At 35.6% G+C, this 19,251-nt stretch carries 14 protein-coding genes and 1 pseudogene; 9 read left to right on the top strand and 6 right to left on the bottom strand.

The features are described 5' to 3' along the window. Window positions 1-111: 111 nt before the first annotated feature. The 5 genes from porU (at window position 112) to EKM05_RS08585 (ending at window position 8,553) form a co-directional block, all read left to right on the top strand. Complete coding sequence (gene porU, locus EKM05_RS08605) at window positions 112-3,939, top strand: type IX secretion system sortase PorU (RefSeq protein ID WP_126554631.1); 3,828 nt, start codon at window positions 112-114, stop codon at window positions 3,937-3,939. Between the two features lie 37 nt (window positions 3,940-3,976). Beyond that, entirely contained in the window at window positions 3,977-5,149 is a 1,173-nt protein-coding gene (gene porV / locus EKM05_RS08600) for a type IX secretion system outer membrane channel protein PorV (RefSeq protein ID WP_126554629.1), read from the top strand. Window positions 5,150-5,234: 85 nt separating this feature from the next. Then, entirely contained in the window at window positions 5,235-5,717 is a 483-nt protein-coding gene (gene cdd / locus EKM05_RS08595) for a cytidine deaminase (protein ID WP_126461638.1), read from the top strand. 156 nt (window positions 5,718-5,873) lie between these two features. Then, window positions 5,874-6,872 (top strand): pyruvate dehydrogenase (acetyl-transferring) E1 component subunit alpha, encoded by a 999-nt coding sequence (gene pdhA, locus EKM05_RS08590; protein WP_126554627.1) that lies wholly within the window; start codon window positions 5,874-5,876, stop codon window positions 6,870-6,872. 7 nt (window positions 6,873-6,879) lie between these two features. Beyond that, window positions 6,880-8,553: a pyruvate dehydrogenase complex dihydrolipoamide acetyltransferase gene (locus tag EKM05_RS08585; protein WP_126554625.1), complete on the top strand. Its 1,674-nt coding sequence runs from the start codon at window positions 6,880-6,882 to the stop codon at window positions 8,551-8,553. A gap of 56 nt (window positions 8,554-8,609) precedes the next feature. Here EKM05_RS08585 and EKM05_RS08580 read toward each other — a convergent pair whose 3' ends face one another. Beyond that, a complete protein-coding gene (locus EKM05_RS08580; RefSeq protein ID WP_126554623.1) occupies window positions 8,610-9,851 on the bottom strand; it encodes a glycosyltransferase in 1,242 nt (413 codons plus the stop codon). Window positions 9,852-9,961: 110 nt separating this feature from the next. On the opposite strand from EKM05_RS08580, the gene EKM05_RS08575 reads away from it, so the two are divergent. Beyond that, a complete protein-coding gene (locus EKM05_RS08575) occupies window positions 9,962-10,543 on the top strand; it encodes a tRNA-(ms[2]io[6]A)-hydroxylase (protein ID WP_126461626.1) in 582 nt (193 codons plus the stop codon). A 79-nt stretch (window positions 10,544-10,622) separates the two neighbouring features. Here EKM05_RS08575 and EKM05_RS08570 read toward each other — a convergent pair whose 3' ends face one another. Both EKM05_RS08570 and EKM05_RS08565 read right to left on the bottom strand, forming a co-directional pair. Further along, window positions 10,623-10,958, bottom strand: coding sequence for an OmpA family protein (locus EKM05_RS08570; protein ID WP_233584092.1), 336 nt, complete (start codon window positions 10,956-10,958; stop codon window positions 10,623-10,625). A 98-nt stretch (window positions 10,959-11,056) separates the two neighbouring features. Continuing rightward, on the bottom strand, window positions 11,057-12,220 hold the full coding sequence (locus tag EKM05_RS08565) for an AraC family transcriptional regulator (protein ID WP_126554619.1): 1,164 nt from the start codon (window positions 12,218-12,220) through the stop codon (window positions 11,057-11,059). A gap of 313 nt (window positions 12,221-12,533) precedes the next feature. Between EKM05_RS08565 and EKM05_RS08560 the strand changes: the two genes are divergently transcribed. From EKM05_RS08560 to EKM05_RS08550, 3 genes are read left to right on the top strand one after another with little or no spacing between them, the layout of a single operon-like run. Next, window positions 12,534-13,016 (top strand): T9SS type A sorting domain-containing protein, encoded by a 483-nt coding sequence (locus EKM05_RS08560; protein WP_126461620.1) that lies wholly within the window; start codon window positions 12,534-12,536, stop codon window positions 13,014-13,016. After that, a complete protein-coding gene (locus EKM05_RS08555) occupies window positions 13,013-13,636 on the top strand; it encodes a hypothetical protein (RefSeq protein WP_126554617.1) in 624 nt (207 codons plus the stop codon). Before EKM05_RS08560 ends, EKM05_RS08555 begins: the two co-directional genes overlap by 4 nt. Before the next feature lie 8 nt (window positions 13,637-13,644). After that, window positions 13,645-16,302 (top strand): hypothetical protein, encoded by a 2,658-nt coding sequence (locus EKM05_RS08550; protein ID WP_126554615.1) that lies wholly within the window; start codon window positions 13,645-13,647, stop codon window positions 16,300-16,302. 596 nt (window positions 16,303-16,898) lie between these two features. Here the strand turns inward: EKM05_RS08550 and EKM05_RS08545 are convergent. The 3 genes and pseudogenes from EKM05_RS08545 to EKM05_RS08535 all read right to left on the bottom strand — a co-directional run bounded on the left by EKM05_RS08545 (window position 16,899) and on the right by EKM05_RS08535 (window position 19,045). Then, a complete protein-coding gene (locus EKM05_RS08545; RefSeq protein ID WP_126554613.1) occupies window positions 16,899-18,347 on the bottom strand; it encodes an IS1182 family transposase in 1,449 nt (482 codons plus the stop codon). A gap of 200 nt (window positions 18,348-18,547) precedes the next feature. After that, window positions 18,548-18,756 (bottom strand): annotated as a pseudogene (locus EKM05_RS08540) (anti-sigma factor); the annotation flags it as partial. Further along, window positions 18,755-19,045, bottom strand: a complete 291-nt coding sequence (locus tag EKM05_RS08535) for a hypothetical protein (protein WP_126554611.1) — start codon at window positions 19,043-19,045, stop codon at window positions 18,755-18,757. The gene EKM05_RS08535 and the pseudogene EKM05_RS08540, both read right to left, overlap by 2 nt. Between the last annotated feature and the right edge of the window lie 206 nt (window positions 19,046-19,251).

Here is a 19,251-nt window from a genome sequence, read left to right as displayed (position 1 = left end):
ACAAATTATATATACGAACGCAAATTTATAATATTTATTATTTACTATAACATGAAATGATTTATTTTTACTGATTAATAATAACTGTCTATTAATCCCGTTAAAAAAATAATGAGAAAAATTATTTTGGCTTATTTAGTCCTATTTCCGTTCATTTCTTTTGCCCAAATCAAAGGCGATGCAACCATCGATTGGTTAGAAAAAAAAGAAATGTCCTATGGTGATTTCAAAGTTACGATCCCTTTTTTTTTAGGAAATAGTTTCCATTATAATGCTACTGCCAAAACGCTCCTTTTTACTTTAAAAATAAATGAACCAGTCTCTTTTGACGAAGGGAAAATTCAAGTTACAAATATAATTTACGAATCGATTACTGCTGCTGAACTCGGAGATTTAGATATTGCAAACCTTCCTAAAACAGTAAGTTCGTCTTTGCAAATACGTAATTCTAGAGAGCTAAAGAATGCCTTTATTGAGCTTACACCAATAATTAAAGATAATTTCGGATTCAAACGAATCAAATCCTTTTCGTATGAAATAGAGCGTAATACTTCTAGAATTTCACCCTCCGAAAAAACGTTTAATGGCATTTCTAATTCGGTTTTATCGAGCGGTACTTGGTTTCGATTTTATATTGAAAAATCGGGCGTGTATAAAATCTCTAAAAGCTTTCTGCAACAACTCGGACTTGATGTTACCGCTGACCCCCGAAAAATAAAAATATACGGCAATGGTGGACGAATGGCACCACTGTCCAACAACATTTACTATCCAAATGACTTGATCGAAAATGCAATTCAAATAAATGGCGAGGGGGACGGCATTTTCAACAATGAAGATTACATTCTTTTTTATGGTGAAGGCGTTGATACTTGGAATGAGGAAAGCAAAACACACCTTAACTTATATGACACAAAATCGTATTACTACATTACAACGCAAGGTGCTGACGGGAAAAGAATGGCTCCTTTAAGTCAACCTGCCGGAAACAGCACGTTGACTTTAACCTCCTTTGATGATCACCAACACCATGAAGTAGATCTGGCAAACATTGCCCGATTGGGCCGTCAATGGCTTGGCGAATCATTTGAGGTTAAAAACGAACAGGAGTTTGACTTTACCTTTCCTAATTTTGACGCCACATCACCCGTTAAAATCATGCTGACAGCAGCCTCAGCCGCCTTTACACCTACTTCATTTACTGTGACTGCAAACGGAATTTCAGTTGGAAACATCTCGTTTCCTGCGCTGAATAAAAATTCAGAAACTGAATTTGTTTTGGGGTATTTACCCATTAACGCCTCATTCAATGGGGCCGAAACGGTCAAAATAAAGCTCAAATACAACAACAATGGCGTTCCGGGCTCTAAAGGCTTTCTGGATAATATTAGGCTAATTGCCAAGAGAAAACTTCAAGGATACGGAAAACAGTTTCATTTTCAATACGATCAATCCGGCGCAAAGACCGGAATTGTCAATTATCTTATTTCAAATGCAGCGGGAATCTCTCAAATATGGGATGTTACGGATAGCTACAACACAACTAAAATCGAAAATGTAGATCAAAATACAGTCAATTTCAAAGCAGGTTTGGGAGAACTCAGAAAGTACATTGCAGTAGAGGCCTTGGATTATTATACTCCTTTAAAAGAAAGCAGATCAACGGTCCAGAATCAAAACCTAAAAGGAACCTTATTCAAAAATAGTCTGGGTCAATTTCAAGATATCGATTATGTAATTATTTCGCCTTCATTTTTAGTTTCTCAAGCTGAAAAACTAGCCGGTTTTCACCGCAATTATTCTAATTTGAATGTAAAAGTAATCCCTTTAGAATCGATATATCAAGAATTTTCTTCGGGCAAACAGGATGTCGCTGCTATAAGAAACTGCATTAAATACATCTATAAAAATGCTTCAACACCACAAAAAAGAATACAATTCATTAACCTTTTTGGCGATGCTTCCTACGATTTCAAAAACAGAATCATCAACAATACCAATGTTGTCCCTATTTATCACTCTTTAAATAGCAATACATCGGGAGAATCCTCTTTTGCCTCTGATGATTTTTTTGGACTAATGGATCCTTCAGAAGGAAATGTTATTTCCTATTTTGGGGGAATCGATATTGCAGTAGGCCGAATGCTGGTGAACGACTCCAAACAGGCGGATGAAATGGTGAATAAAGTAATTGAATATCACGACATAAAATCTTACGGAAGCTGGAGAAATAATTTTGTTTTAATTTCTGATGATTCAGATATTGCCTCCGATGCCACTTTGCAAAAAAGACAAAATACGCTTGCAAATACCATTGCTACCGAAAAACCTTTTTTGAATGTCAATAAAATCCTCTTGGATTCCTACATTCAGGAAGCCGCTGCAGGAGGATCCAGATACCCTAAAGCACGAGCCGATTTCTTTAATGCTTTCGAAAAAGGCGCTTTAGTATTTAATTATTTAGGTCATGGTGGCGAAGACGGTTTATCAAGCGAGCGGATTTGGGAAAAATCAGACGGACAAAATTTAAGCAATCAATTCAAATATCCATTATTCATCACTATTACCTGTGAATTTTCCCGCTTTGACAATCCCTTTAGACCTACAGCTGGGGAATATACGTACTGGAACCCAAAAGGCGGGGCAATAGCCATGATTACAACGATTCGTTCCATTGGTCAGTTTAGTGCCGAAAACTTTAATGATGTTTTTACTAAAAATTTATTATCATACGGCTCAAACCAATATTTATCTATTGCAGAAGCACTGAGAATTTCGAAAAACAGCAATCCCAATTCAGCGACCAATGTCGTCTTTTACATTGGCGACCCTGCATTAATGCTCGCTGTCCCCAGACCAAAAATTAGATTAACAAAAGTGAATGACATAGCCGTTACCCAAAGTATTGAGGACTTCAAATCACTCTCTAAAATCAAGTTGACCGGCGAAGTTACGGATGAGAACAACAATCCTTTGACCAACTATAATGGTGAAGTTTCCACTACTATTTTTGACAAAACCATTTCAAGAGCAACCTATAATAATGACGGAAATAGTCCAGTCATGAATTTTAATGTTTTAGGAGAAACCATATTCCGGGGAAATGCATCGGTTACAAACGGTGAATTTGAATTTAGCTTTGTTGTACCCCGAGATATCAGAATCCCTTTGGCAAACGGAAGAATTAGCTTTTATGCCAAAAAAAATGAAGTATTACAAAACGAAACCGGATATGATGCTACCATAAAAATAGGCGGAATAAACGAAAATGCCGCAACAGACAATATTAGCCCAACAGTGAAGTTATACATGAATGACGAGACTTTTGTTTCTGGCGGAATAACAAATGAATCCCCGTTTCTTGTTGCGTTACTTGAAGATGAAAACGGCATAAATACAGCCAGCGGAATAGGCCATGATATTGTTGCCATTTTAGATGGAGATGTAAGCAATCCCTTTGTATTAAATGACTATTATCAAACAAAACTGGATGATTTCACCAGTGGAATGCTTCGGTTTCCGTTGCGCAATTTAGCTCCCGGGTTGCATACAATCGCATTCAAAGCTTGGGATGTGTACAACAATCCCGTAACCACAGAAATTCAGTTTATTGTAGTGGGTGATGATGCCATAACATTGACACATGTGCTAAATTACCCCAATCCATTTGTCAGCTATACGGAGTTTTGGTTTACGCACAACAGACCATTTGAACCATTAGACGTTCAGGTTCAAGTAATGACAATAACAGGGAAAATAGTTTGGACAAGGAATCAAATCGTCACGACAGACGGTTTTTTATCCAAAGAAATCACTTGGGACGGCAAAGATGATTTTGGAGACCGAATAGGGAAGGGAGTCTATATCTATAAACTCACTGTAAAATCAAGCCTAACCAACAAGAAATCCGAAAAATATGAGAAACTTGTAATCCTTTAATTAAATACTATATTTGTTTAACAAACCTTCTGAAATAATGAAAAAAACAATACTGATTTTTACCCTTTTATTTATGGTTTCCTTTGCAAAAGCTCAGGATAATAGGGTCATAAACCCTGGAGTTCCATTTTTATTAGTCGCTGCCGATGCAAGAGCTGCAGGGATGGGAGATATAGGGGTTGCCACATCAGCCGATGCTTTTTCTCAGCAATGGAATCCGGCAAAATATGCATTTGCCACAGATGCGCAAGGGTTTTCAATAAGTTACACGCCATACCTTACTGATCTGGTAAATGATATCGCATTAGCACAACTGACCTATTATCAAAAACTGAATGACCGAAGTGCTTTTGCAGGAAGCATTCGTTATTTTGGATGGGGCGATATTGAATTACGCAGAACTGGCGAACCTACAGAAACCTTTCCAACCGTATCGCCTAATGAATTTGCTGTTGACGGCTCCTACTCCTTAAAACTAAGCGAGAAATTCTCGATGGCGATTGCAGGACGATTTATAAATTCTAATTTAAAAATTGCTTCCGAAAATAACGACGCCACATCTGCCAGTTCATTTGCTGTTGATGTAGCCGGTTTTTACCAATCCGAAGAACTGGCGTACAATGAATTTAACGGGAGATGGAGAGCGGGATTTAATATTCAGAATCTAGGTCCAAAGATTAGTTATGACAATGATGATTTTAATAATAATTTTTTACCCGCTAATTTAAAAATTGGAACTGGTTTTGATTTTATATTAGACGATTATAATAAGGTTGCTTTAAATGTTGAATTTAATAAATTATTAGTTCCAACTCCTCAAAATCCAGATTTGAATGGAGATGGCACAGTGGCTCCCGAAGAACGCAATCAAAACAATGACAATTACCGTTCAATAGGCTGGGCATCTGGTGTTTTTAAATCATTTGGTGATGCGCCTGATGGATTTGGAGAAGAGGTAAAAGAAGTAACTTATGCGGTAGGTGCTGAATATTTGTACCAAGATTCCTTTGCCATGCGCTTGGGATATTTTCATGAAAGTCCGTTGAAAGGGGCTAGACAATTTTTATCCCTTGGAGCAGGTTTTAAATACAATGTTGTCAAAGTAGATGTTTCGTATTTATTCTCGGCATCAAAAGTAAAAAACCCTTTAGAAAACACCCTTCGTTTTTCACTTACCTTCAATTTTGGAGATAAATACGAAGAATATTAAACATAAATAAAATTCACCAATAATAATCCAAATTTCAGCCCGAACGCTTCGGAATGAAGTTTGGATTTTTTTTCCTCAAATTAGTATGAAAGAAATAATAATTACTACACAATTCAAAGCATTTGATGCCATTGAAGATTTGCCAAATGACATTCAGAATTTAATGGGACAAGCTGTTGAAATTAGAAAAAAAGCGTATGCCCCGTATTCAAAATTCAGAGTTGGCGCAGCCCTTCTTTTAGATAACGGCAAGATCGTTTTAGGTTCAAACCAAGAAAATGCGGCTTATCCATCCGGGCTTTGTGCGGAGCGGGTGGCTATTTTTCATGCAGGCGCAGTCTATCCAGAGGCTAAAATTTTGAAAATGGCTATCACAGCTGCTTCAGATACTAATACGACTTCGACCCCAATACCGCCTTGTGGTTCTTGCAGACAATCCATAGCCGAATATGAAATTCGGCAAGAGACCCCTATTGAAATCTATTTCATGGGAGAGATTGGTACAATTTACAAATCCGAATCCCTAAAAAACCTGCTCCCTTTTATGTTTGACAAAAAATACTTGTAAAAAATCCAAAAACTACCTATTAAATTTTAGTTCTAAGTTGGAATGTCTTATTTTTGCATCCCGACCCTTCGGGGCGCAAATTTGTGGGAGGAAACTATTTTGCGTTATAGGTACACATTGATAATACAATAACACTTTAGCAAAAGAAAAATTCAGATGAAAGAAGTTACAAAAGAAGTATATTTAAAGTGGTATGAAGACATGCTGCTTTGGCGAAAGTTTGAGGACAAACTTGCCGCATTATACATCCAACAAAAAGTTAGAGGTTTTCTACATTTATACAACGGTCAAGAAGCAGTACTAGCCGGTGCATTGCACGCCATGGACTTGACAAAAGACAAAATGATTACCGCGTACAGAAATCACGTTCAGCCAATAGGAATGGGAGTTGATCCCAGACGTGTGATGGCGGAACTTTTAGGAAAAGTTACCGGAACTTCAAAAGGAATGGGTGGTTCTATGCACATTTTTTCAAAAGAACACCGTTTTTATGGTGGACACGGAATTGTGGGCGGACAAATACCTGTAGGTGCAGGATTGGCTTTTGCAGACAAGTATTTTGAAACTGGGGGTGTTACTATGACCTATTTTGGTGATGGCGCCGCACGTCAAGGATCCTTACACGAAGCCTTCAACATGGCAATGTTATGGAAACTTCCTGTCGTATTTATTGTTGAAAACAATGGATATGCCATGGGAACATCTGTAGAAAGAACAGCGAATCATACTGATATCTGGAAACTAGGTCTAGGATATGAAATGCCTTGCGGACCAGTAGATGGAATGAATCCTGTAAAAGTTGCTGAAGCTATGACAGAAGCAATTGACAGAGCACGTCGTGGTGACGGACCTACTTTTCTTGAAATGAAAACGTACCGTTACAGAGGACACTCAATGTCAGACGCGCAATTGTATCGTTCGAAAGAAGAAGTTGAAGAGTACAAAAAAATCGATCCAATTACACAGGTTTTAGATATAATTAAAGAAAAAGAATATGCTACCGATGAAGAAATTGGAGCAATCGATAAGAGAGTGAAAAGTTTAGTTGAAGAATGTGTGAAATTTGCTGAAGAATCTGAATACCCACCTATTCAACAACTTTACGATGTAGTATACGAACAAGAGAACTATCCATTTTTACCTCATAAACTATAAATCAATTATGGCAACAATAATTACAATGCCTCGTTTGAGCGATACGATGACGGAAGGAACGGTAGCGACTTGGCTAAAAAAAGTAGGGGACAAAATCAGCGAAGGCGATATCCTTGCCGAAATTGAAACAGACAAAGCAACAATGGAATTCGAATCCTTCAATGAAGGAACTCTTTTATATATAGGTATTCCGGAAGGAGAAACCGCAGCTGTAGATTCTTTGTTAGCAATTATTGGAGATGAAGGCGAAGATGTTTCTGACTTAATCGCTGGAAAAACAGCTGATGTGGCTCCAGTTAAAGAAGAAGCAAAAGCTACTACAGAAGCAACTCCCGATGCTATAAAAGAAGAAACAAAACCTACTACCACTGCTTTACCAGAGGGAGTTATAGTTATTACTATGCCTCGTTTAAGTGACACCATGACCGAAGGAACTGTTGCGACTTGGTTAAAAAAAGTAGGCGATACAGTTGCCGAAGGAGACATTCTTGCTGAAATCGAGACAGACAAAGCAACAATGGAATTCGAATCCTTCAACGAAGGATCTTTATTGTATATTGGAATTGAAGAAGGAAATTCAGCGCCAGTAGACAGCCTTTTAGCAATCATTGGACCAGCAGGAACGGATATTTCCGGAATTGCAGAAAATCATAAAACTGGCGGAGCACCACAAGCAGCGCCCGTAGCTGAAAAAGAGATAGAAAAAGAAGTTGCTTCGACAGAAAAAACTTCAGAGCCAGTGACTCAAGAACCACTTGCTCAAGAAGCATCAACTGACGGGCAACGAATTTTAGCATCCCCATTAGCAAAGAAAATTGCAAGTGATAAAGGAATTCAATTGACACAAGTAAAAGGTTCTGGTGAAAACGGACGTATTGTAAAAAGCGATATTGAAAACTTCACGCCACAAACTGCCGCTCCAGCCCAGACAAATGTAGCGGCTGCACCAGCCAAAACAGAAACTGCAGCTGCGCCTAAAGTATTTGTTCCAGCAGGAGAAATTTTTACAGAAGAAATCAAAAATTCGCAAATGCGAAAAATCATTGCGAAACGTTTAGCAGAATCTTTATTCACCGCGCCACATTACAACTTAGTGATAGAGGTAGCAATGGATGAAGCAATGCAATCAAGAGTAATCATTAACAGTGTTCCGGACACAAAAGTATCGTTTAACGATATGGTGATAAAAGCGTGTGCAATGGCTTTAAAAAAACACCCAAAAGTGAATTCACAATGGAGAGAAGATTCAATTCTTATCAACCATCACGTGAATATAGGAGTTGCTGTAGCGGTTGAAGACGGATTAGTAGTTCCTGTATTGCGTTTTACAGATGCTATGAGTTTATCTCAAATTGGCGGAAGCGTAAGAGATCTTGCAGGAAGAGCTAAAAACAAAAAATTATTACCTACAGAAATGGAAGGAAGTACTTTTACCGTTTCTAATCTTGGAATGTTTGGTATTACTGAGTTCAACTCAATCATTAACCAACCCAATTCTGCTATTCTATCCGTAGGAGCTATTGTAGAAAAACCAGTAGTAAAAAATGGTCAGATTGTGGTAGGAAACACAATGATGTTATCTTTAGCTTGCGACCACAGAACAATTGATGGCGCAACTGGAGCTCAATTTTTACAAACATTGAAACAATTTATAGAAAACCCAATTACGATGCTTGCGTAATAACTCCGTTTTTAAAATACAAATCCCGTCTTGTTTCAAAAACTTGACGGGATTTTTTATTTATTCTTCTCTTCAATCCAGCGCGACATATATTTTGTGCTTTTTAAAGTATGGTGTTGTAACATGGCTCCCATAAAATTATGCAGTCGATGTTCCTTCAAATTAGCACATAAAAATTCTATTTTAATTCTAAAGTTATTTTCGAACAAATATTTTACATAGCGCTGATTAATAATTTTCAGTCCATTTTGTTGGGCTTGAAGCCAAATTGTTTTGTCTTGATATAATTGTACTGCCACATCCGCAAAATCAACAACATCATCCGTGACGTTACCGTTCCAAGACAAATCACCATGCATGGATTCTGAACCAATAGTAGTTGTTACGCTTGGCGTTCCGCATTGCATGGCTTCTAATAATTTCCCTTTAATACCCGCCCCAAAACGCAAAGGAGCCAAAACCACTCGTGCTTCCTTCACAACTTCTTGCGCATCAATGGTACGTCCCATGATTAAGAAGCCTTCTTTCTTATTATGCAATTGCAGTACTTTTTGAGAAGGATAAGCACCATAAATATTCAAAACTGTTTCCGGCAAACGCATCTTAATTAAGGGCCAAATCGTTTCTTTTAAATACTGAACCGCATTCCAATTGGGCTCATGAAGAAAATTCCCGATAAAAACAAAGTCTTTTCGTTCTTCAAAGAAAGGTAGCTTGTCTATTTCGGCAACAACAATTGGTTCCAATAAAAAAGGCAAATAATACAATAAGGCTTTCTCAATTTTAAATGTAGATTCCAAAAGTTCCACTTCAAATTCAGAAATCATCAAAGACAAATCACAACGTAAAATACTGGCTATTTCGCGTTTGGCTACCTCTTCAACAAATAAATCAGTAGTCTTAAAGGAACGATTTTCTTTGAATGCTTTCTGACGAGCCAATCTCAGACAATGTAAATCTTCGGTGTCTAGCAACCGTAACGCATCCGGACAATTTTCGGCAACACGCCAACCAAATTGCTCTTCCATCATAAAACGATCAAACAAAACCACACCAGGATTCAGTTCTTTTATAAAAACATCAAAACTGGAATTATTAAGTTCTATTGCTATTTTCTCCACTTCGTACTCTTGTAAATCAACCATGTAATCACTGTTTTGTGCAGGACTGGCAAACGTAATGCTAAAACCTTGCGCTTTAAAGAGTGAAATCAATTCCATCATCCTTCCTCCCGCTGCAGACGAATTGGGTTCCGGCCAAACAAAACCAATAATTAAAAGCTTTTGAACTTGATTCATAGTATTATAAAATTTCAATTGCAAAATAATGCTATTTTGAGTTCAATCTGGTCATTTGAATCAAAAATAGATTATAAAACACTAATTTTGCACAAATAAATTTCATCAGTATGTTAGGATTAAAATTAGCCACAGACCCGCGTTGGGTAAATATAGTTGAATCAAATATAGAAGAAATTCTAACGGATCATGCGTGGTGCGAGCAAAAGGCTGCTTCAAATGCCATCAGTATTGTTACCTACAACTCGGAAATAGAAGAACTAGTAACCGAAATGTTAATAATTGCAAGAGAAGAGTTAGAACATCTGCAAATGGTACATGACTTAATAAAAAGCAAAGGATTGACTTTAGGCAGAGAAAGAAAAGACCATTATGTAAATGAACTTTTCAAATTCATGAAAAAAGATGGCAGCCGAAAAGATGCATTGTGTGACCGATTATTATTTTCAGCAATGATTGAAGCAAGAAGCTGTGAACGATTTAAAGTTTTATCAGAAAACATAAAAGATGTTGAACTGGCTACTTTTTACAGAGATTTAATGATTAGTGAAGCGGGACATTACACCACATTTTTGAGATTTGCACGGAAATATGCTGATAATGTAGATGTTGACAAAAGATGGGCAGCATGGATAGAATTTGAAGGATCAATTATCACTAATTACGGAAAACAGGAAACGATTCATGGATAATTAAACAGACAATCTAATAGTAAATAAAAACAGGATGCTTTACGGTATCCTGTTTTTGTTTACTTAAAATTCTAGTCTATTATTTAACGATCATAAACTCCGAACGTCTGTTTAAGGCATGCTCCTCATCGGTACAATTCTCTTGACAATCCACTTTAAATTCTGATTCGCCAAACCCTTCTCCTGTTATTTTATCAACACTAATTCCTTTTGAAACAATGTAAGCTACCGCAGCATTTGCTCTTCTCTCAGAAAGATCCAAGTTAAATTCCTCTGTTCCTCTGGAATCCGTATGTGCCTTTACATTAATTTTTAATTGATCATTTTGAGCCATCACATAAACCAATTTATCAAGTTCTGTCGCGCCTTTTTTTGTTATATTACTTTTGTTGTAATCGAAATAAATAGGATTCAAAATATAGAAAATACTATAGTAAAAATAAGGACTAGAAATAGGATTTAATTTAATAAAAAAAAGCTCCCAATCTATAAAATTGGAAGCTTTTTTGTTTTTTAAAAATCATTTTTTTTGATAATATATTTTTGTGGAGAAATTCCAGTAACATTTTTAAAACTGGTAAAAAAGGGATTATATGAGGCAAATCCCACTTCTTTTGCTAGTGAATCCATTGTATTTGTTTTTAAATAATTCGATTCAATCAATAGAATTGAACGATAAATTCGGATTTTCTTTTTATAATCTAAAAACGAGATTTTAGAATGATACTTAAAAAGATAATTTAAATGGCTATTGGGAATATTTAATTTTATTGCTAAGTCAACTATTGAAAATTTTGAATCTTGAAACAATTCAAATTTTCTAGAAATTTCCTCAATTTCATTAATATACCGTATAATATATTTATCAATTTTTTCTTGTAATTTACTATCTTGATCTTTTTTTTGCTCTTTGTTAAATTCAACAATCCAATCTGTATCCAATAACAGATTGACCTTTTTTGTTTCCTTCATGATATCAAAAATTGGGTAGCCATAAAGTAATTCTGGAGATATTAATACTCTAAAAAAAGTTATTATCCAAATTATTGCACCTATCCACTGAAAACGATCGGCTGCAACAAAACCACTGCGATAATCGTTAACTAAAAAGAGCGTCGCAAAAAGTTTAAGCGAAATAATTAATACTATGATGAACAAAAAAAGGTTCCATTTTTTAATCAATATACTATGTTTACTATTACTTTCTCCATTTTTTTTTGCCCAAACATTCTTGTTTAATATCTGGTAAGCCAAAAAAAAGTATGTTATGGTGTACAATATTAAGACTAAAAAGAAGGAAAAATAAAAAGAGGGTGGCAAGAAATAATTTGTACTTACGACAGATAAATTTATCGCCAAAAATGCAAGAGGGAAAATATAATGGACAAGATCAGCCTTCATAAATAGCTTCTGATCGGCAATTAAATTTTTAAAATACAAATATAAACTAGGAATGATTAGTATTAAAAATTTACAGTAATTAATATAATGTTCTTTTAAATAAACTAAATAACCAAAAGAGAAAAATCCGCTTAATAGAAAACGAATAGAAATTAGAGTAAAAATCAATATTAAATAAAAATTGATCGTTTTATTTCTTCTAAAGCTTGCTAGGATTATTATTAAGGTTAAAAAGCCTAAAAAACCAGTGATAATGAAAAGTAAATTTATAATCAAAATTTATATATTTTAAATAAAACTAAAAATTTGTTTTTACTGAAATAGACGCTGCGACACAAAGACAAATATATATTATTAATTCAATTTTTCGGTAGCAAAAAAATTCAAAAACAAGTAATATGTTTTTAAATTAACATTGAAACAATTCTTTTTTGATTTCAGAATTACTTTTTATTGTATCATTTTTTGAATTTATTATTTACTAAAAACTCAAAAACTCTTACTATTTTGATTAATTTGTGTAGTTCGTCGGATTTATGATGTTTGATAGCTTTTTTTTTGTCTTATCATTACATCAAAATCCGTTTATATGAAATATTTACTTTTACTTTTCAGTACAGCTTTTTATGCACAGGTACTACACCATGAAATGCTTTCTTCTCAAGGGATATCAACAAAAACATATAATGGTTTGATAGTAGTACAAACTATTGGTCAGCAAAGTATGACAGGAACTTCCACGAATAAAGATTATACCGTAATGCAAGGATTTCAGCAAAGCCTTTGGGGGAAATATATTACTTCCAATAAAATAGATGTGATTGAAGGTATTAAAACCATAACCTATCCCAATCCATTTACTGAAACTGTCAATTTTCAATTCTCAGAATCGATTACTGATCTAATTACCATTTCTATTTTTGATATTTTGGGACGTTTGATATTTGAACAAAAAAAAGTATCCGTCAACACAATTTTGACTATTAATTTGGCACAGTTGCCAAGTTCAGAATACCTAGTACGACTAAATTCCACCAACCTCAATTATTATACTAAAATTATAAAACGATGATGAAAAATTACCTACTATTTGTTATTTTAATTACTTCCTGTCAATTATTTTCACAAGAAATTTTTTTAAATACAGGAAAGAATTTTACAAAGTATGATTATAAGAATGGCTTTGGGCAATCAGATCCAGATCTTCAAAGCGGAACGGGTAATTTTTATGAAATTGGGTTTAATAAACCGATACTAAATAAGCATATACTTTATTCATATGGACTTTCTCTTAATGAATATAATGCCCTAGGCGGGAATGTTGCAAATTCCTATAGTTGGGAAACTAAATACCTGGGCGTTAAAACAGGATTAGGATTTTCTTTGTTCCCTATGGACGATTTTCATAAATTAAATTTTTTACTGCAAGTGGGTATTTTAGGCGAAACCATCATTTATGGAAAACAAAAAATAGATGGCGCTTATTATGATTTAGTGCACCAAAAGGAATTTACGGGACTAGTAGTGGAATCATCCATCGGTTTTCAAGTCAAGTATCGTGTTCCTTCCCTGGGTTTTTTAAGTATTGGCTATAATTATGGTCAAACTTTAAACATATCCAATTCGACAACTGAAAAAATATCATTCATGACCCATCAACTACAATTAGGTGTTAATTTCCCAATTAAATAAATTAAATTATGAAAAAAATAATTCTACTTATTTTCCTTTTTATTGGCGCCAAAAATTTTGCGCAAACTAATGGGATAACCTATCAGGCCGTAATTTTGAATCCAAAAGGAGAAAAAATACCAGGAGTAAATAATTCAAATGCTTTTTTAGTAAGTAAAGACATTTGCATGAAGTTTGAATTTGTTGACGAATATTCTAATGTAGAATATCAGGAAGTGATTCAAACTAAAACAGATAAATTTGGAATGGTCAATCTGATCATTGGATCAGGATCACAAACAGGCGGGTATGCTTCCTCTTTTCAGGAAATCGTATGGAATTCTATCAGTAAAAAATTGATAGTGGCTATTAACACAAATGGCAGTTGCAACTCTTTTACTGAAATAAGCAATCAGCACTTTAATTCGGTTCCTTTTGCGTTTTTTACTAAAAATGCAGAAAATGTTACTGGTATGGTGGCTATTGAAAATGGAGGTACCGGAGCGATTACGATGAGTGGTTTAAAAACAAACTTCGGAATGGAGAATATGGATAATACGAGCGATTTGAATAAACCAATAAGTGCCGCTGCTCAATTAGTATTCAGTTTAAAAGAAAATGTAACAAACAAAAGCACTAGTATTGCAACTGATGCTGCATCAGATACTAAATATCCAACGGTAAAATCGGTTAAGACTTATGTAGATAGTCAAGTACCTACAACAGGACCCCAAGGAATTCAAGGGGATACTGGCGCAGCAGGAGTAGCTGGTTTAACCACTTCAGTTAACGGAGTTACACAGGTAAACGGAGCAATAACACTAAATAAAACCGATATAGGTTTAGGCAATGTAAATAACACAGCAGATGCAGATAAACCTGTTTCCTCTGCCATACAAACCGCATTAGATGCAAAAGCGAGTTTAGTTGCGCTGGCAGTTAAAGCGGATCAAAGTGCGGTAGACCTGAAAGCACCATTAGCTTCTCCTACTTTTACCGGAACTGTATCTGGAGTAACAGCAACGATGGTCGGTTTAGGCAATGTAAATAATACAAGCGATGCAGCAAAGCCGATATCAACTGCCATACAAACCGCATTAGACTTAAAGGCGAGTCTAGCTGCGCTGGCAGCTAAATCAGATCAAAGTGCGGTAGACCTGAAAGCACCATTAGCTTCTCCCACTTTTACCGGAACGGTAGCAGGAATTACCTCAACAATGGTGGGCTTAGGTAATGTAGATAATACCAGCGATGTTAATAAACCTGTTTCAACATTAACCGCAACTGCATTAGGATCCAAAGTAGATAAAGTAACAGGAGAAAGACTTATCAACGCAACAGAAATCACAAAACTTGGCAATCAATCGGGCACTAACTCAGGGGATCAAGATTTGAGCGGCTTAACAACAATCGCCGCTACAAATACCGCATTAGCCTTAAAAGCTAATATAGCTTCTCCAACTTTTACCGGCGCACCTATATTGCCAACCGGAACTATTGGCGTAACTCAAGCGGTTGGAAATAATACGACCGCCTTAGCCACAACCGCATTTGTAAATGCAGCAACTTCTGCTGGAGGTTCTTTTGTAGATTTAACAACTGCGCAAACTGTTGCGGGCGTAAAAACTTTTAGCACTGATGCGAAATTCAATGAAATTACTGTAGGGCGTGGTACAGGCAATTCATTCTATAGTACAGCGGTAGGCTATGAGGCATTAAAGGTCAATACCACAGGTAGCGTTAACACCGCCAATGGCGCTCTAGCCCTTAGAAACAACACCACAGGTAGCGAAAATACTGCTATCGGTGTTAATGCTCTTCACATTAACGCAATCGGCAGTAACAATACTGGTATTGGTTCTAATGCCCTTTACTACACCTCAGGTCGCGGCAACACTGCTATAGGTAAGGATGCGATGTACGAAAACACAACAGGCAACAACAATACTGCTATCGGTTACAATACAGGTGTAAGTGCAGGTTCCGGTACAGGATCTGGCAACACCATACTAGGGGCTAATGTAACAGGTTTAGCCACAACGCTTACCAACAACATCATTTTAGCCAACGGTACAGGAGCCATTAAAGCACAAAATAATGGTACGAACTGGACATTAACTGGAGGTTTAACCGCTGGTGGTATTACTTATCCTGCTATAAATGGCACCAACGGGCAAGTACTTACAACAAATGGAAGTGGTGTGGCTACTTGGGCAGCAGCATCAGGTGGTTTTACACATTACCTTGGCGAACTCTTTAATGGTGGCATAATTTATTATCTCTACAAAGGTAGCGATGGTTTAGAACACGGGCTTATCGTTGCGCTTACCGAAAGCACATATGCATGGCAAACAGCACCCACACTTACAGGTGCCAACCGTACCGAAGATGGTGCATTTAACACCAATTTAATGACAGGAAGCCCAACGAAAACTTATATTAACGGATTAGGCCCTGAGTGGTATTTGCCAAGTATTGATGAATTAATATTATTGTATTCCAATCGTTATAGTGCACAAAAGGCTTTGCGAGCAGGTAACAACACACTGCTTTCAATATCAGCTAACTATTGGAGCAGTACCGAAAATACAAACTCTATGGCGTATAACTTCAGTTTCTTACTTGGTTACGTCATAATCGATCTTAAGACCACCGCGGTTTCCGTACGTGGAGTTAGGGCTTTTTAACTCCCGATAGCTATCGGGATTAACCATTTTTTCATTACCGCATAAGCGGTCTAATTTAAAAAATAGCACTTATTATGATTTATACCCTTGGATAAAGATTTTTTCAAAAAAATAAATGAATGTTTGTAATTATCCAAGGGGGGGGGGGGTAAAAAGGGATGCATTGAAATTGGTAAGGAGTATATTCAGGGCTAAAGAAAGAACACCTCGATGGATAGCATAGACAAAGTTTTTGCTTTTTGTAACAAAGGATGGTTGTGGTAATATTTTAATAAGAGTAGATTTTGCGAAGTGATATTTCACGTAAAATTTAAAAATGACCTTGAGCCAATGATGCAAATTAGCGATAATTTTTATAGTTATTGTTATTTAGATTTTTATATAAAAAAGGTTCAGCTTTACGGAGGGCACTGAAAAACTTCACTTATTTTGATTAGCATCCTTTTTTAGACAATAAAAAAACGCTTATAACAGGATTTTAAAGATCCTTTATGAGCGTTTTAATTTTTACAACTGTTTTTTATTATAGGTTATATGAGTCGATTTTTGACTTTTATAGGCTCATTGAGTGTACTGCGCATGTAGCTTTGATTTTCCTACATTAATTTGAGTATTCTTTTTAAGTTGACTGTGAATATTGCTATTGCACCTTGCATTTGCATATTGGTAATGCCATATGATATTGCTCTATCATAACCATGTACATTTTTCAACTCACTATTTTTCGCTTCTATTTTATATCGGTGTTTTGCTTTTTCTTTGTAATAGTCAGTTTCTTGAAAGCTGATTTGTTCTTGGTGTAAGTCCGATTTTATCGACACCGAATATGTTTTTGTCTTGGCTCCTTCTTTATAACAACCCTCTTTTAAAGAGCAGGTCTTACATTTTTCCACATCAAAATAGTAGGTTTGTATTTGATTGGTTCCAACATTTTTTTTGCCTTGGCAAGCCTTTCGTATAGCCATGTGACCAGCAGGACAAACAAATCTATCGGCATCTTTATTGTAATCAAATTTATCTTCGTCTTTTCTAGCCCCTTGTGCTATTGTAACATTTAGTCTTGCTACCACTTTAATATTTTGCCCACTTGTGAGTTTGAGATTTTTTTTTCCTGTATAGGCTCCATCGCCAATAATTATATCAACATCGATTCCGTTTTCCTGACTAATTTCTAAAAGTTTAGGTAACTCCGGGCCATCTCCTTTTTCGCCTGATGTGACTACAGCTGCTGTAATGATGCGCTCTTTGGTCATCGCTAAATGAGTCTTATAGCCGAAGAAGAAACTATCAGCGGATTTATGCCCCATTTTAGCATCTGGATCTTTTGATAACGTAAAATTTTCCTGAGTGTCTTCTATCGTTTCTTTAAGCAAGTTTAATTTTTCTTTCACCGCAAGTATAGAACTTAAAGATTGTTCTTTTTCTAGCCGTCTCTCCAACTCTTTACAATAGGCCAATTCCTTTTCTAATTCATTGGTATTGTTCTTCTCTGACATACGTTCTTTCCATTGGTCATCAAATAAATAAACCGTTTTTCGCAGTAGTTTTGAACGCTCACGCAATACTGCAATTGCCGAAAATGGATTTGATCTCGATAAAGTATGTGTGGCATCAACTATAATAGACTTAGGACGGATAATGCCCTTTTCAAGGGCTATAGTCACCGTTTTACTAATCAATAGATTTAATAAGTCGGTGTCCTTCAAACGTAGTTTTCTATATTTTGTTAACGTACTAGAATTGATAACATCTTCTTCTGGTGCCATTTCCAAAAAATACTTAAAGGACATATCAAAACGGGAACGCTCCACTACATCAACATCTGAAACGGTATAAATTGTTTTCAGAAGTAAATACTTGAACATACGCACAGGACTTTCTGCTGTGCGACCATTATTTGTACAGTATTTATTTAGCAACTCATCATAGATAAATGAAAAATCTATCAACTCATTGATTTTTCTTAGCATATTGTCCTTGGGAACGATTAAATCATATAACGAAGAGTACGGACTGAATTGAATTTTTTGTTGTTGAACTAACATCTAAAAGCCTTTTGGTTACCATTAAAAATACGAAAAAAGGAGCAAAAAACTATAGTTTTCTACTCCTTTTTATTAACAATTAATTCTTAAAAAGACTTTTTCAGTGCCCTCGCTTTACGGTTGAACCTTTTTTGTTAGTAATTAAGAAGAAGTACTATTTACACTTTTCCTAACGTATATAATTGTTCCATTGTAAGGGTTCAACTTCCTTCCTTAGGTTCTAAGGTTATCCCAAAAGCTTCTGCATCAATTGCGTTAGCTACAGCAAACATTTTTTGATCATTAACCTTGAAATTATCTAATAATCCAATGCTTGTAGGAGTTAATGGATTCAAATTTAATGCCCCTACTTGATATACAATTCTTCTGGAGGTTCCGGTAATACTGTAGCATCTACATAAACCATTCTATAAATCAATCCTCCCTAGTGTATCTGAATTCCTTCGTTTGTCCAACATTTTGAACATCAATGGAAATGCTACGTTTTTATAACTTACTCCCAACATCAGAATGTTACTGTTTTTAGTTCCGAACTTCCAATTGGTTCTATCTAGCACCAATACCAAATCGGATTTAGCTGATAATAAAATGAATATCAATGAAGAAACTATTTTCATGCGAAAATAAAATTCCTTCATGAATCTTTGCATTCTTCTATAAGAGCTGTTTTTAGTAACAGTTATTTTGTTGAATTTCAATAATATATGTTTTTGTCATGTACTAATAAAATTAGTTTAAAACTTTGTCCAAATTTAAGTAAAAAAACATAATTTTTTAAAACAAAACCCCCTATTCCGATAGGAATAGGGGGTTTTCAAAGAAAGGTGACGAACCGAGCCCGCAGGGCGAACACGTGGTATCTATAAACAAAAGAACCCCAGTCTTTTCAGACTGGGGTTCAAAT

Origin of the sequence: Flavobacterium sp. GSP27, assembly GCF_003970395.1 — a bacterium.
Classification (GTDB): domain Bacteria; phylum Bacteroidota; class Bacteroidia; order Flavobacteriales; family Flavobacteriaceae; genus Flavobacterium.
Note: the sequence above shows the minus strand (reverse complement) of the source record. Positions and strands in the feature narration are given on the sequence as shown.